The sequence below is a fragment of the Radiobacillus sp. PE A8.2 genome (genome assembly GCF_045635475.1).
Lineage (GTDB): Bacteria > Bacillota > Bacilli > Bacillales > Amphibacillaceae > JBJGXI01.
Genome location: NZ_JBJGXI010000042.1, coordinates 1 through 15,159, shown reverse-complemented (window position 1 = coordinate 15,159; position 15,159 = coordinate 1). Strand labels below are relative to the sequence as shown.

The 15,159-nt window shown below is 36.9% G+C and carries 14 protein-coding genes and 1 tRNA gene; 4 read left to right on the top strand and 11 right to left on the bottom strand.

All coding sequences use genetic code 11. The features are described 5' to 3' along the window. Window positions 1–265 precede the first annotated feature (265 nt). Together ACI6MV_RS18935 and ACI6MV_RS18930 are read right to left on the bottom strand one after the other, a co-directional pair. Window positions 266–1,411, bottom strand: coding sequence for a response regulator (locus ACI6MV_RS18935; protein ID WP_407271884.1), 1,146 nt, complete (start codon window positions 1,409–1,411; stop codon window positions 266–268). Continuing rightward, window positions 1,408–3,348, bottom strand: coding sequence for a sensor histidine kinase (locus ACI6MV_RS18930; RefSeq protein ID WP_407271883.1), 1,941 nt, complete (start codon window positions 3,346–3,348; stop codon window positions 1,408–1,410). Before ACI6MV_RS18930 ends, ACI6MV_RS18935 begins: the two co-directional genes overlap by 4 nt. A gap of 392 nt (window positions 3,349–3,740) precedes the next feature. On the opposite strand from ACI6MV_RS18930, the gene ACI6MV_RS18925 reads away from it, so the two are divergent. Next, on the top strand, window positions 3,741–3,893 hold the full coding sequence (locus ACI6MV_RS18925; protein WP_407271882.1) for a hypothetical protein: 153 nt from the start codon (window positions 3,741–3,743) through the stop codon (window positions 3,891–3,893). 95 nt (window positions 3,894–3,988) lie between these two features. Here the strand turns inward: ACI6MV_RS18925 and groL are convergent, their stop codons facing one another. After that, window positions 3,989–5,620, bottom strand: a complete 1,632-nt coding sequence (gene groL, locus ACI6MV_RS18920) for a chaperonin GroEL (protein WP_407271881.1) — start codon at window positions 5,618–5,620, stop codon at window positions 3,989–3,991. A 59-nt stretch (window positions 5,621–5,679) separates the two neighbouring features. Next, on the bottom strand, window positions 5,680–5,964 hold the full coding sequence (gene groES, locus ACI6MV_RS18915; protein ID WP_407271880.1) for a co-chaperone GroES: 285 nt from the start codon (window positions 5,962–5,964) through the stop codon (window positions 5,680–5,682). Window positions 5,965–6,471: 507 nt separating this feature from the next. Here groES and ACI6MV_RS18910 point away from each other — a divergent pair. Both ACI6MV_RS18910 and ACI6MV_RS18905 read left to right on the top strand, forming a co-directional pair. Next, the gene (locus tag ACI6MV_RS18910; RefSeq protein ID WP_407271879.1) at window positions 6,472–7,185 is read left to right on the top strand and encodes a CPBP family intramembrane glutamic endopeptidase; all 714 of its coding nucleotides are present in this window, start codon (window positions 6,472–6,474) and stop codon (window positions 7,183–7,185) included. 7 nt (window positions 7,186–7,192) lie between these two features. Next, window positions 7,193–7,393, top strand: a complete 201-nt coding sequence (locus ACI6MV_RS18905; RefSeq protein ID WP_407271878.1) for a YdiK family protein — start codon at window positions 7,193–7,195, stop codon at window positions 7,391–7,393. 472 nt (window positions 7,394–7,865) lie between these two features. On the opposite strand, the gene ACI6MV_RS18900 is transcribed toward ACI6MV_RS18905, so the two are convergent. After that, window positions 7,866–8,507 (bottom strand): redox-sensing transcriptional repressor Rex, encoded by a 642-nt coding sequence (locus ACI6MV_RS18900; protein WP_407271877.1) that lies wholly within the window; start codon window positions 8,505–8,507, stop codon window positions 7,866–7,868. A 314-nt stretch (window positions 8,508–8,821) separates the two neighbouring features. On the opposite strand from ACI6MV_RS18900, the gene ACI6MV_RS18895 reads away from it, so the two are divergent. After that, complete coding sequence (locus ACI6MV_RS18895; RefSeq protein ID WP_407271876.1) at window positions 8,822–10,747, top strand: ABC-F family ATP-binding cassette domain-containing protein; 1,926 nt, start codon at window positions 8,822–8,824, stop codon at window positions 10,745–10,747. Window positions 10,748–11,154: 407 nt separating this feature from the next. Here ACI6MV_RS18895 and tsaD read toward each other — a convergent pair whose 3' ends face one another. From tsaD to ACI6MV_RS18865, 6 genes are all read right to left on the bottom strand, one after another. Then, complete coding sequence (gene tsaD, locus ACI6MV_RS18890) at window positions 11,155–12,189, bottom strand: tRNA (adenosine(37)-N6)-threonylcarbamoyltransferase complex transferase subunit TsaD (RefSeq protein ID WP_407271875.1); 1,035 nt, start codon at window positions 12,187–12,189, stop codon at window positions 11,155–11,157. Then, on the bottom strand, window positions 12,186–12,632 hold the full coding sequence (gene rimI / locus ACI6MV_RS18885) for a ribosomal protein S18-alanine N-acetyltransferase (RefSeq protein ID WP_407271874.1): 447 nt from the start codon (window positions 12,630–12,632) through the stop codon (window positions 12,186–12,188). Before rimI ends, tsaD begins: the two co-directional genes overlap by 4 nt. Beyond that, window positions 12,632–13,327, bottom strand: coding sequence for a tRNA (adenosine(37)-N6)-threonylcarbamoyltransferase complex dimerization subunit type 1 TsaB (gene tsaB / locus ACI6MV_RS18880; protein ID WP_407271873.1), 696 nt, complete (start codon window positions 13,325–13,327; stop codon window positions 12,632–12,634). The genes rimI and tsaB overlap by 1 nt, the downstream gene beginning before the upstream one ends. Next, entirely contained in the window at window positions 13,324–13,779 is a 456-nt protein-coding gene (gene tsaE, locus ACI6MV_RS18875; RefSeq protein ID WP_407271899.1) for a tRNA (adenosine(37)-N6)-threonylcarbamoyltransferase complex ATPase subunit type 1 TsaE, read from the bottom strand. The genes tsaB and tsaE overlap by 4 nt, the downstream gene beginning before the upstream one ends. Before the next feature lie 8 nt (window positions 13,780–13,787). Then, window positions 13,788–14,756 (bottom strand): thiamine-phosphate kinase, encoded by a 969-nt coding sequence (gene thiL / locus ACI6MV_RS18870; RefSeq protein ID WP_407271872.1) that lies wholly within the window; start codon window positions 14,754–14,756, stop codon window positions 13,788–13,790. Between the two features lie 155 nt (window positions 14,757–14,911). After that, window positions 14,912–14,988: transfer RNA gene (locus ACI6MV_RS18865), tRNA-Asp, on the bottom strand. Window positions 14,989–15,159 lie beyond the last annotated feature (171 nt).

The following is a 15,159-nucleotide window of genomic DNA, read 5'->3' as shown; positions in this document are numbered from 1 at the left end:
GCACTTAACATAGACTTAACATAAGTCTATGTTCCTACAGAACTCATATATAATTGGAATAATAATCATAGTAGAGTCAATTTCATAATCACCTTACACATCTATTTGAAACTACATACAGTTAGAAAACGAATCAATTAGACTAAATGTAGTTTCAAATAGCTCGAAATTAGTATTTTGAAATTGATTAAGTAAGGGGAAAGAATCCGATAATTTTGTTCAAAAAAAATATAGCCCCCTATAACCAAAGGACTACATTGTAAATTTAATATATAGATTTATTCAGCTTTTTTTGCCAATTTCGGTACCAACGTTCTATCTTCTTACTCATTGGAGTTACAAGCTCCTTTTGATAGATATACTTGACCTCTTGATAGAATCTTTCAATATCGGCATTGCGATGTTTTAGAGCATACAACTGGAATAACTCGATCATTATTTGCTGATCATAGCTATTTAATTGAAATGCTTGTTCATAATACTTAATAGCCTCATCATATTGCTTTGATTCTGCCAAAAAGCGAGCGATGTCCATTAATCGATTTGTATAACTTTTTTCAAGATAGGCTTGTTCATTATCTGCCCAATTATAATCCAGATTCTGCATATAGCGTCCCTGTTTTAAATGCAGAGCGTCTATACATGCTTTGATGTTAACTGATGTCACAGTAGGATATTGTTTTAAATGTTCATACCATTGATCAACGTCAACCACAATCGCTGCTCCTGAACTTAATTGATAGGATTCATCTTGAAATTTAATCACTATATTCAATTGATGTGTTTGTAATAATTGCCGCAAGCGATAAATGGTCATATTTAAGTGAGTAAAAGCTTTCTTATCTGAAAAATCCGGCCAAATATAATCAATAATATCGAATTTAGAAATCGGTTGCTGGCGGAAATGCAACAAAAGAGCAAATAACTCCTTAACTCTACCAGAACGCCATTTCAAATCAATATCCTGATCTCCTTTTTGAATGGTCAAGTTTCCTAATAAATGAATGATAACCTTTTCAAAAGATTTTGCCATCGACTTTTTCTCTTCCAATCTAGTATAGATTCGATTTAATGTCGTTAACATTCGCTCAGGGCGGACTGGTTTAAGCAAATAATCTAACGCATATAGTTTAAATGCTTCCACCGCATATTCTTCAAAAGCTGTGACAAATATAACCTCCAGATGAGGCTGAATGGTTTTCAATTTTTCTGCTAAAACCAATCCATTCATTTCCGGAATTTCAATATCCACAAACGCTATATCAGCTTGCTCTGTGTGAGCCCACTGTAAAGCGTCGCTTGGTGATACAAAAGTTGCTAAGTCATTAACTTCCACTTGCTGACTTTTTTCAAGAATTGTTTTTAGATGCTCCATGGCCATTCGTTCATCGTCAATCATGAGTATTTTCAATTTGATATCCTCCGATCAGGTATTATTACTGAAATCGTTGTTCCTTCTCCTAGTGAACTCTCAATTTGTAATCCCTTCCCGAATAAACGATGCATACGATTTTGAATATTTTGCAATCCAATTCCATCCTTATTTGAAAATGCTTGATCTAATATATCTCGTATCTTTTCTCTAGTCATTCCTACTCCATCATCACTTACCTTGATCAGATGACCTTGTGTTATTTTGGTAATATGAATGGAGACAGTGCCTCCTTCTTTTTTCATATTGACACCGTGCCTTATAGCATTTTCAACTAACGGTTGAATTAATAATGGAGGCACAACAAAATCTATATCATCGTTCAACTGAACGTCCACCTTTAATCGTTCTTCAAAACGAGCCTGTTCGATATCAAGATAGGAATAGATGAAACCTAATTCATCTCTAATACTGATCCATTTCTCTTTATTATAAAAATCAAATTTCGCACGCAAATAATCGCTCAATGATAAAACTAGCTCGTATGCTTGGTCTGAACGCTTTAATATCATAGAAGATATCACATTTAAGGCATTAAACAAAAAATGCGGTTTAATTTGAGCTTGTAAAAACGCTAATTCATTTTCCTTAACCTGATTAGATTTCTCAGTTAATACTTCTAAGGTTTGAAGTAATTCTATCGAGAGCTCTTCACTTTTTTTGTAGTAAAGGGTATAACGATAAATTAGTAGCGAGGCTATTGCGAGGCTAAAAATCGCCATGCACAAAAAAGCAATTTTCATATCTGCTTTAATGCCAAAACTATAGAGCATAACATCAAACCAAAATAAAAATACAGAAAATATTGCAACAATAAGTGTGACATGCTCAATTTGTTTCATTCCCTTATCTTGTTTTTTAAAGAACGTAAGGAAGACTTTTATCCAAATCCATAAAAATACACCGACGACGAAAATCATATAAAAAGTTAATGTGCTCAAATACACTTCCAGCGGTAAGGTTAATACAAAAATAATGAAAACACCAAACATGACCGAGATAATAGATTTCATGCGGTTCGACAGAAAATCATCATTAATTTTATTAACAACATTCAACACAAATATAACTGATAAAGCACTGACGATGTGACCAAATCGGAAGGTTGTATTCAATGTGAGGTCTGGAAACATAACGGTAATAATTCGTTCACTATACATACTCCCCATAGCACCAAAGCATAAGCAACTTAGCGCTAGCACAAAAGTTGCGGGTTCCATCCTACGGTAGTATCTGCTTGTAAAGAATAAAATAATATAAAATACACCGACCATAAACACTACTAATATCATAGCAAATTCAAACATAATATTTTGTTGTTGATGCCTTACTAAATCTTGTTGCAAACCAAATAGAAGTGGTCTGGAAATACCACCTACGATATATTCATGATTAGACGCTTGGATAATAATTTCCGCCGTTTCATCATGCAATTCAAAATAAGTAATGTCCGAATTATTCCCTGGGATACTACCTTCCAAGGATTTTGAAACATGCCCATCTTCTAAAACGACTTCTCCATTTATGTAGACTTTACTGGCATTACGAATATTTGATTTTTTAAAGCCGAAATATATGTCATCAGGAATATCATTTATTACCATTCGGTAAGTCGCAAAACCTTTATTTTCATACTGATTACCATGAAGATCTCGACTCCAATTTCCTGGAACAAGTGTATAATCTATATCTTCATTTTGTTGCTCGAAATCTTTAGGTTCTAACAATTCTCGCCAGTAAAACTCCCATTCTCCATTTAGTTCAATGTACCCTTTCTCAAAAAATTCTGATTGCGAGAGGTTAACCTCTCCTCTTTTGACTACAGTATCTTCATTTAAAACGTTCCAATAATAGGCGACCAAACCAATAATTAAAACAACCGTGACCAATATAAATAGATTCTTTGACCAACTCAAGTCACAGCTCCTCTCTAGTTGCATAACCCATATCTATTGATAATAAGTATGTTCACTTTTATGTTTAATGTTAATGGTTTCAGTATATTTTAAAGAGTGGATATGGTCAATGTGGTTTACTGTAATCGCCAAAGATTCCACACATTTTTAGACTTGTTTATTCATGCGATAACCTTCATAGAAAATGTCTAGGAGTTATACGACAGCTCAAACTAAAAAAAGAATAAATCGGAAAACGGGATTTGATGCATGGATAGCCAGTTGTTTTACGCAGGGATGCTTGAATAGGACCTATTATTATGACGTTCAAAAAGTAATGGTTTGTCAGCTATTCTTGGTTCAAAAATGGTTGAGTATTTAGAGCAATAGGACTAAAATATTTTCTAGTAGATATGATAATTGAAAATACATTTATAGATCATGTTTCGTTTTATGCATCTCATGCAACAGTGACTACAAACATAAATCGGTTACCTGTCACCACCCGTGAAATGCAGTATCTTGTCGATTATATGATGAAGTTGTTTTTATACTTATGGTTTTAACTAGCACATAAAAAAAGAGGCTTCTCAAAAGTTTAATCAACTAGTGAGAAGCCTCTTTTATATCTATCTTAGCATTTCAAGGGATTGAGCGGTCATCACATCATGCCGCCCATGCCACCCATACCGCCCATATCAGGCATTTGAGCAGAACCTTCTGGCTCAGGTAAATCAGCTACTACAGCCTCTGTAGTTAGGAACATAGCTGCAACAGATGCTGCGTTTTGAAGTGCGGAACGTGTAACTTTTGTTGGATCCACGATTCCTGCTTCTACCATGTTTACCCATTCGCCAGTTGCTGCGTTGAAACCAACGCCTACTGCTTCGCCTTTTAGACGTTCTACGATGATAGAACCTTCTAGGCCAGCGTTATGAGCGATTTGGCGAACTGGTTCTTCTAATGCACGAAGTACGATGTTTGCACCAGTTGCTTCGTCACCAGTAAGATCTAATCCTGCTACGTTGTTGTAGATATTTACTAGTGCAGTACCACCACCAGCTACAATACCTTCTTGTACAGCCGCACGTGTAGAGTTCAATGCGTCTTCGATACGTAGTTTACGTTCTTTTAATTCTGTTTCTGTTGCTGCGCCAACTTTAACTACGGCAACACCGCCAGAAAGTTTTGCTAGACGTTCTTGTAATTTTTCTTTATCGAATTCAGAAGTTGTTTCTTCTGATTGCGCACGGATTTGTGCAACACGTGATGCGATTTGTTCTGGATTACCAGCGCCTTCTACAACAGTTGTGTGTTCTTTTGTAACAACAACTTTAGAAGCGCGGCCTAATTGTTCCATTGTAGTGCTCTTAAGCTCTAATCCAAGATCTTCAGTGATTACTTGACCACCTGTAAGTGTTGCAATGTCTTCTAGCATTGCTTTACGACGATCACCGAATCCAGGAGCTTTAACAGCTACTGCATTGAATGTTCCACGAAGTTTGTTTACTACTAATGTAGCTAATGCTTCGCCTTCTACGTCCTCAGCGATTAATAGAAGTGGACGGCTTTGTTGAACAACTTTCTCTAATACAGGAAGTACTTCTTGAATGCTAGCGATCTTTTTATCTGTAATTAGGATATATGGATCTTCTAGTACTGCTTCCATTTTATCTTGGTCTGTAACCATGTATGGAGATGCATATCCACGGTCGAACTGCATACCTTCTACTACTTCTAGTTCAGTAGAGAAGCCTTTAGATTCTTCGATTGTAATAACGCCATCGTTACCAACGCGCTCCATTGCTTCTGCAATTAATTGACCTACTTCGTCATCACCAGAAGAGATGGCAGCAACTTGTGCGATTGATTCTTTACTTTCGATTGGCTTAGAGATTTCGCGAAGAGATTTAATAGCAACCTCAACTGCTTTCTCGATACCACGGCGTACACCAACAGGGTTTGCACCAGATGCAACGTTTTTCAAACCTTCACGAATCATTGCTTGTGCTAATACTGTTGCCGTAGTTGTACCGTCACCAGCTACATCGTTTGTTTTTGATGCAACTTCAGATACAAGCTGTGCACCCATGTTTTCGAAATGATCTTCTAATTCAATTTCTTTTGCAATTGTTACACCATCATTAGTAATTAGTGGTGAACCGTATTTTTTATCTAATACGACGTTACGTCCTTTTGGTCCTAAAGTAACTTTTACAGCGTTCGCAAGCGTGTCTACACCACGTAGCATAGCACGGCGAGCTTCTTCACTAAACTTGATTTCTTTAGCCATTTAAAAAGTCCTCCTTAACGTACTCATTTTATGATATAAATGGATTGTCCTTCGCAAACTTAACCAACGATAGCTAAGATGTCACTCTCACGAAGAATTAAGTATTCTTTACCTTCATACTTTACTTCTGTTCCAGCAAACTTGGAGTAAACCACAACATTACCTTCTTCAACTTCAAGTGCTACTTTTTCTCCATTGTCAAACACACGTCCAGATCCAACAGCAACAACTTTACCTTCTTGTGGTTTTTCCTTTGCAGAGTCAGGAAGTACAATACCGCTTGACGTTTGTTCTTCTTTCTCTACAACTTCAATAATGACACGATCACCTAGTGGCTTTAACATGTTTTAAAACCTCCTTAATAGTATTCGATTGTTCTTTTTTATTTTTAGCACTCACTAAGTTAGAGTGCTAACACAACTATTATAATAATGAATTCTATCTTAATTTGCAAGCAGTCTGATTAATTTTTTTTCGACATTTCTAGCAACCGCTTTTTATAGCTTGTTTACAAGTTTCGCCTAAAGCAACTATACTTTATTCACCTTTCTCTACTTTCCTTAAAGTGCGTATTCAAAAAGGTCCGTTTTTAGCACCGTGAAGAATGGATGAAGCTAAAAAAAGAGGACCGGAGCGTAGACAGAACCTACGTGAGGAACGGATTTTTCGGCTAGATCCAATCTTCAATCTCTATCGGCTACTTGAGTAATCATTGTGATTTTTGAACAACCTCTTAAAATAAGGTTTTCGTTAAAATAGTGGACTTCCTATACGAGTCTATTCTAAAATTGATATAAAATACGTACAATAATACAATTGATGCAATTAATTTTAAAAGGAGTCGTTGCTTTTTGCCGAAAAGATATTGGTACGTAATTCTAACTTATATCGCCATGCAGATGTCCGGTGCTTTGATTATTCCGTTTATCAGGATATACGATATAGACCCAATTTTTGCTTCTGGTGTTTGGAGTGTTATTAGTTTTGGTGTTGGACTTGCTGTAATTATTTATTTGTTACGGGAAGACATGAAGCAAGTTGATATGCGTAGCAGCAGTGAAATTGGTACAATTGCCTTATGGGCTTTACTCGGCATGCTACTTGCTTATAGTGCACAAATTGCCTCTATACTAATTGAAACATATATTTTACATATTGAACCTGGTTCACAAAACACCAGCAACATCATGGACATTGCCCGAACAGCACCAATCTTCATCATTGTTGTTACTGTATTTGCTCCTGTATTGGAGGAACTGATTTTCCGTAAAATTATTTTTGGTAGTATTTATAAACGGACAAACTTTATCATCGCTGCTCTGGCGTCCGCGTTAATTTTCGGACTCGTTCATAACGATAATCCACATATTCTAATTTACACAAGCATGGGTATGGTGTTTGCCTTTCTCTATGTACAAACAAAACGGATTATTGTGCCGATTATTGCGCACATGGGCATTAACACCTTTGCGGTCGTCATGCAATACAGTGTAGACCCTGCAGAATTAGAAAGAAGATTAGAGCAATTTGAGCAACAAATACAAATGATTTTTTTAGGAGGCTAACTAACCGATGCGAATATCTCCACTGTTAACGGCTTCCTTATATTTTGGATTAGGAACTCTTTTCACTTACATTGCCGTCGTCTCTGCTCAAGATACATTATGGAACATTTTTACAATCGCGCTAATTATATTTGCAACATTGGATTTTGGCGTTGCCATCCGTCTCATCGGAGTGCATATTAAAATCCAAAAGCAGAAAAAAAAGTGATGAATTTGGATGCGAGTCTTGAGTCTATGTTTTACTTGGTTAGGCGCGCATTGATTTACTCGATCTGTTACTGAATTGGTATGTCTTCGGTGATATGGGTTTAAATATACTCGTTCAGCAGCTGAATTAGTATGTTCTTCGGTTAAATATGTAGAACATACTTGATCAACTGCTGAATCATTACGTTCTCCGTTTATATGGGTGTAAACATACTAGATCAGCCGCTGAATCAGTATGTTTTTCGTTGATATGAACTTAAACGTACTTGATTAACCGTCGAATTAGTAGGTTCTTCAGTGATATGTGCTAAAACGTACCCGATCAACAGCTGAATTAGTATGTTCTTTATTGATATCCACTTAAACTTACTCGATCAGCAACTGAATCCAATATCAATGTGACATCTAGCATAATCGACTCTCAAGATAAAAAAACAGCTTAACCCAGATAATCCGGGTAAGCTGTTTTTCATTTATTCTTCGTGATCCAGCGGGTAATGCTTCAGGAAGTATGCTAACGATTGTAGTTCAGCAGCCAAATCAATATGATGTACGCGGATCCCTTCTGGTACTGTAATTCTGGCTGGTGTAAAGTTTAATATACCTACGATGCCTGCTCCTAGTAATCGGTCCGTTATGCCTTGTGCTTCAGCAACTGGAACGGTCAGTATTGCTACTTCAACCCCACCTACTTTTTCCTCTAAGTCATCGATGTGATAAATCGGAATACCATCAATGACAGTGCCGACTTTATTCGGGTCTGCATCGAAAGCCATTTCGATTTTCGTGTTATTGTTTTTCATAAAATTATAATGCAAAAATGCTGTACCAAGATTACCAACACCGATAAGTGCCACTCGTGTAATCTCATCCTGATCTAGCGTTTTTCTAAAGAAGCTTAGTAAATATTCAACGTTGTATCCATATCCTTTTTTACCAAGTGCACCAAAATAGGAAAAATCGCGTCGAATTGTTGCAGAATCAACTTTCACTGCATCACTAAGCTCTTTAGACGATACGCGAAGCTTTCCTTGTAAATGTAAATTATTTATAAAACGAAAATAAAGTGGTAATCGTTTAGCTGTTGCTTGTGGTATTTTATTTTGCTCACTCATAATCATCTATTCCTCCGTATTTCGTTATTATCTAGGATAGTCCAATCCTTGTTTGTTATCCACCTAGAAAACTTATGATAGCGCATTCATTTTTTTAGCACTATAAAAAATTGTGGTTCTCAGTCACGGTTCTTGTCTTTACTGGTTGACCATGTTTTACAAGCTTGTCTATATTTTAACAAAAAAATGTGGAACTGTCGTGAATTAATTCACTAAGTTAACAAAATTTGTTAGCTTTCTCCTCGTTTACTAAAAGAAGATGCTTGCTACTTTTAAGATTATTAAGCTACACTTAATATAATGAGGTGAATAGTATGATTTTAATGCAAGTAAATCAATTAACAAAACGATATGGGGCAGAACTCATTTTATCGAATATAAAACTTGAAATAAAAACGAGTGACCGGATCGCGATTGTAGGTCGTAATGGGGCTGGTAAATCTACTTTGTTAAAAATTATGGCCAATCAGCTGGCCTATGATGAAGGGAAGATTCACAAGCCTAAAGACGTTACAATTGGTTATTTAGAGCAACATACGGGGCTTGAGTCTAATGAGACGATTTGGAATGAAATGCTTCGTGTATTTCAATATTTAGTTGATAAAGAAGCTGAATTACGAAAAATTGAACAAAAGATGGGTGATCCTGATTTAATAGAAAATCAGTCTGCTTATGCGCAGTTGTTAGCTGACTATGACCGAAAGCAACAAGCTTTTCGCACAGAGGGTGGCTATCAATATGAGGCTGAAATTAAAGCCGTGTTAAACGGTTTGCATTTTCAGCATTTCGACTGGGATACACAAATTAATGCATTAAGTGGTGGCCAGAAGACACGACTGGCACTAGGAAAACTTCTATTATCAAAACCAGACATTTTAATCCTTGATGAACCTACGAACCACTTAGACATTGAAACACTCTCATGGCTAGAAGGTTATTTGAATAACTATAAAGGCGCTGTAGTGATTGTCTCCCACGACCGTTATTTTTTGGACAAGACAGTTAATATCGTTTATGAAATATCTCGTAACCAGTCTGCTAAATTTCATGGTAATTACAGTAAGTATTTAGATCAAAAAGCCGCGAATTATGAGCGCGATTTAAAGCAATTTGAAAAGCAGCAGTCAGAAATTAAACGTATGGAAGATTTCGTGCAAAAAAATCTCGTTCGTGCATCAACAACGAAGCGTGCGCAAAGCCGTCGAAAGCAGTTAGAAAAAATGGAACGGGTTGATAAGCCTAGTGGTGATGAAGCGTCCGCAAAGTTTTCATTTGCTATTGACCGTCGCAGTGGCAACGACGTATTAAAAATTTCTAATTTAGCATTTCGTTATGACGATAGTAAAGATCATATATTTTCCAATTTGACATTCCAAGCTTCTAGAGGAGATAGCATTGCCTTAATCGGTCCTAATGGTGTCGGAAAAACTACGTTACTTAAAGCAATCGTCGGACATTTGCAGGCAAACAAAGGAACCATTCAACTCGGTACTAATGTTCAAATTGGTTATTATGATCAAGAACAAACGAGGCTGCATTCCAACAAAACGGTTTTAAGTGAGCTTTGGGACGAATATCCGACAATGAATGAAAAGGATATCCGTACTGTGCTAGGAAACTTTCTATTTACCGGTGATGATGTTTTAAAATCTGTATCATCCTTAAGTGGCGGAGAAAAAGCGAGACTGTCACTTTCCAAACTAATGTTAGAGAAAGCTAATTTATTAATTCTAGATGAACCGACGAACCATTTAGATCTCGACAGTAAGGAAGTATTAGAAGCTGCATTAATCGATTATCCTGGAACGATTTTATTCGTTTCCCATGACCGTTATTTTATCAACAAAATCGCCACCGAAATTGTTGAAATGAATTCGCAACAATCCACCGTTTATTTAGGTGATTATGATTATTATTTAGAAAAAAAGCAAGAAGAGTATGAAATTGAGTTATTAGCTGAGCAAAAAGATAGCCGTGAAGATAAACCTGCCGAATCAAAAGTATCATTTGAACAAGAAAAAGCAATGAAAAATGAACAACGCAGACGGGATAGAAGAATAAAAGAAATTGAACAAGAAATAGAAGCTGTTGAGCAAGATATAGAAAATGTTGAGGCATTATTATGTGAACCTGATGTATTTCAAAACCATGAGAAAGCATTAGAGTTAACAGAAAGAAATGAAGCGAACCACAAACAAATTGAGGCATTAATGGAGGAATGGGAATCACTTCATGAATGAGCTTATACACATTATTAAAAAATCGCTTATTAACGTTGCTTGTTAATAAGCGATTTTTTTTACAAAATATACACACCGATATCCACATCCAAAAGCTTAATATAACAGTTGTCAACAGAGTTATACACACTGTCCACAGACAACAAATTACTTATCCACATTTTTTATCCCCATCACAACCCCTTTATTAGCAGGTAATATACAATTTAATCCACAATTCGCACATTATCCTGTGTATAACTTAATAGAAATGTTAATAAGTAGCACAAAACTGCAAATAAACTGGGAATCACTGCTTGACTATCCCCATTTTTACGGTACCTATTCAATGCAGCTTTAGTACAATTACTCATTCAATCCTAATTAAAAGAAACTATGGATAATATCCCATAGTCTCCTTGAATTACTTATGTTGTTGATCGTTTTCCATATTGCTCTAAATCCAATGCAGGATTAGCGTTTAAATCCCATCCGGCACGATGACCTTGATTATAGGCGATACTTCCGGCTGCACCGATCATCGCTGCATTGTCGGTACACAAATGTAATGGCGGAATCAGAAGCTCGATCGGTTCATTCTCAAATTTATCTGTTAGTGCCTTTCGTAAACCTTGATTGGCTGCTACACCACCAGCAACGATCAATTGTTTCACATCATAGGCTTTTGCTGCTCGATATGTTTTCGTTACGAGCACATCAATTACACTAGCTTGAAAGCTCGCCGCAATATCTTCGTTTTTTAATACTTCGTTTCGTTGTTCTGCATTATGCAGTTTATTAATTACGGCTGATTTTAATCCACTGAAACTAAAATCATAAGACCCTTCCTCAAGCCAAGCTCGCGGAAACGCAATCGATTCGTTGCCTTCTTTGGCAAGGCGATCAATATGAGGTCCACCTGGATATGGTAACTGTAGCGTTCTAGCCACCTTGTCATAGGCCTCACCAGCAGCATCATCCCTTGTCTCTCCAATGATCTCAAACGAGCCGTGCTCACGCATTAAAACAAGTTCAGTGTGTCCACCTGATACTACGAGAGCAAGTAACGGAAAAGCAAACTCAGTTAACAGCCGATTCGCATAAATATGTCCGGCAATGTGATGAACACCTATTAATGGCTTCTGTTTCGCAAATGCTAACGCTTTTGCTGTATTCACACCGACTAATAAAGCCCCAACTAATCCAGGGCCTTCCGTAACAGCAATCGCATCGATCTCATCAATCGTTAGTCCTGCTTTGTCAAATGTCTCTTCTAACACCACCGTTATTTGTTCCACATGGTGTCTTGATGCAATCTCAGGCACCACACCACCAAATCGTTTGTGACTTTCGATTTGAGAAGCAACAACATTAGAAACAATTTCGACGCCGTTTTTTATGATTGCTGCAGCTGTTTCATCACAGCTTGTTTCTATAGCAAGTATGTATTCATCTTTTGTCATAATTTCACCCACATCACTAATGCATCTTCTTGATTATCTGTATAATAACTTTTTCGTATTCCACCTGGAACTAGTCCAAATTTACGATAAACACGTTGTGCAACAATATTGGATACACGCACCTCAAGGGACAGCCTTGCAGCACCTAATGCAATCGCTTGATTTAACACATATTGAAACAACATCTGACCAAATCCCTTGCCTCGAAATTGTGGAGATATAGCTATGTTTGTAATTTGTGCCTCATCTATAACGATCCACAATCCACAATACCCGAAGATTCTATTGTCGTGTTCGATCACAAAATAAATAGCATAGGGATTTTCCGTTATCTCTTTTTCAAACACTTCTTCCTTCCACGGTACTGCAAAAGAGGCATTCTCCGTCAGGATCACTTGTTCTATATCTTCTAGTACCATTTGTCGCATAACAATTTTAGTCATTATTCTTTCCCCTGTTGTTCCATCCATTTCGCTTCTGCCTCTGCTAACCGTAGATAGTTTGGTGTGAGCTTATGTAGCTCATCTGGTTGTTTGTTACCGCCGATATAAGCTAGTACAGAAGGACGTGAAATTTGATTAATTGGATCAATTATAGCACTCATTCCCATGGTTTCTTCAATTGCAGATTGGTGGATTGCCATGTCTGGACTGAAAAACAATACATGTTGCTGTCTGTCTCTAAGCTTTATAAGCCACTCTTGAAACAGAACATTCGTCTCTTTTTCGACTAATTCTAGCTTGCCCTTAGCATCTGCTTGATACAATCCTGTGTATACTAATCCCCGACGCGCATCGAAAAATGGGCATACAAGGCTATTAGATAGTACTCCTTGGTAGGCAAGTAGTTCTAGACTGGATACGCCCACAACTGGTATTTGCAAAGCCCAGGCCATTGTTTTAGCTGTTGATAAGCCTATTCTTACCCCAGTATAAGAACCCGGTCCTTTGGCAACTACTATTTTGTTAAGATCTTCAGGTCGTACGTTCGTTTCTTTCATTAATTGATTGATTGCAGGCATTAGACGAACCGAGTGATTTCTTTTTACATTCGTTATCAGTTCACCGACCAATTCACCATCTCTAGTAATTGCTATGCCCAGTACTTGATTGGAAGTATCGATAGCGAGTATATTCATCGTGCTAGCCCCTCACAAATCTTTTCAAAATAATGACTTCTCGGAGTAAAAGTAATAATTCTACTTTGCTCATCTTTTACATCTATCCGGATATCCAATCTTTCTTTAGGAAGATAATCTTCAATAAATGAAGCCCACTCAACCACTGTGACCCCATCACCATAAAAGTATTCATCAAAACCAATGTCTTCATCACTATTTTCAAGACGGTACACATCCATATGATAGAAAGGGATTTCACCTTGGTATTCCTTTATAATCGTAAAAGTAGGACTATTAATTATTTTTTTGACACCAAGACCTGCGCCAAGACCTTTCGTGAATGTTGTTTTCCCTGCTCCTAAATCACCTTCCAAAGTGACAACATCGCCAGGCCTGAGTAAATTAGCTAGCTTTTCAGCAAGCTTCGTCGTTTCCAACGTTGTTTTTGATTCTAATTGTATTTGATTCATCATATCACCTATTTCAAATGAGTATATCCAGCTTTATCAAGCTTTGTTATCTTTCCTGCTTTTTCTAAAAAGACCGTACCGTTTTTCTTAGGTTCGTGCTTAACATAACCAATTTGTTTCACTAATGTACCTGTTTTAATCGCTGCCTCTTCTACCATAGGCCAGTCTTTTCGTGCAACTGTACCGATTAATTCAAAATCTTCCCCGCCAAACAACTTCCATTGTATTTGTTGTTCATTTGAAAACTGTAGTAATTCATTATGAACTGGTATCTTAGCTTCATTAATATAAACAGTAACTCCCGATGCTTCTGCAATTTCGGCAGCCTCATTCCCTATCCCGTCGCTAACATCATTGAGCGTAACACGATTGATACTTTTTAATGCAGTTGCAAAGGCAACTCTTGGTTCGGGCATCCGATGTCTGTTAATTAAATAGGGGGATGGTGAATGATCGTTTTCCTTTTGTAACAAGAAAAATCCTGCTGCAGCGTCACCCAATGTACCCGTAACAAATACAATATCATCATCTTCAGCGGAACTTCTTAGTCGCGCACAGTCTTTATCAACAAATCCGATAATCGTTACAGAAACTACTAATTCTTTACCAGATACCGTATCGCCACCAATTAAATCCATCCCATATTGTTTGGCGATATTGTGCATACCTTGATATATTTCATGAAGTTCTTGATCAGTCCAATGCTTCGGAATCACAATTGATATTAAATAATATGCCGGATCACAGCCCATCGCAGCCATATCACTTATGTTTGCGGCTAATACTCGATATCCAACATGAAAGGCATTCATTGTTGATTTTGAAAAATGTACATCTTCAACAAACGTATCAACAGCCGTCACTATATCTTTATAGGATTGGCGAAATACCGCCGCATCATCCCCTACACCCTTAATTAAACCTGATTGGATGTAATTTTTTTGTTGGATCGACTTTATAAATTCAAATTCATCCATTTAATGACCCTCACTATGTATTAGTTTCTAATTACATCATAGCAAAAACCATTATAAAATGAAAAAAAGTTGGATAAACTATATCTTTTAGACATAAGAAAAGGCCTAGGATATTCTCCTTAGGCCTGTATGTATAACATCATATAAAATTAAAGTGGCGGTCCGGACGGGACTCGAACCCGCGACCTCCTGCGTGACAGGCAGGCATTCTAACCAACTGAACTACCGGACCAAAAAATTTTCACAAAGCGAAAATATCTTTCATTAATATTCTCTGAACAAATGGATCTTCATTATTAATTTAGATATTCCCCAAATGCTTTTAAGCGTCACTTTTCTTGCTTTAAAACTAAGGAAATTTATTTTCTAACGCAGGTGATTATTCAACGAAGTTAGAAAAAAT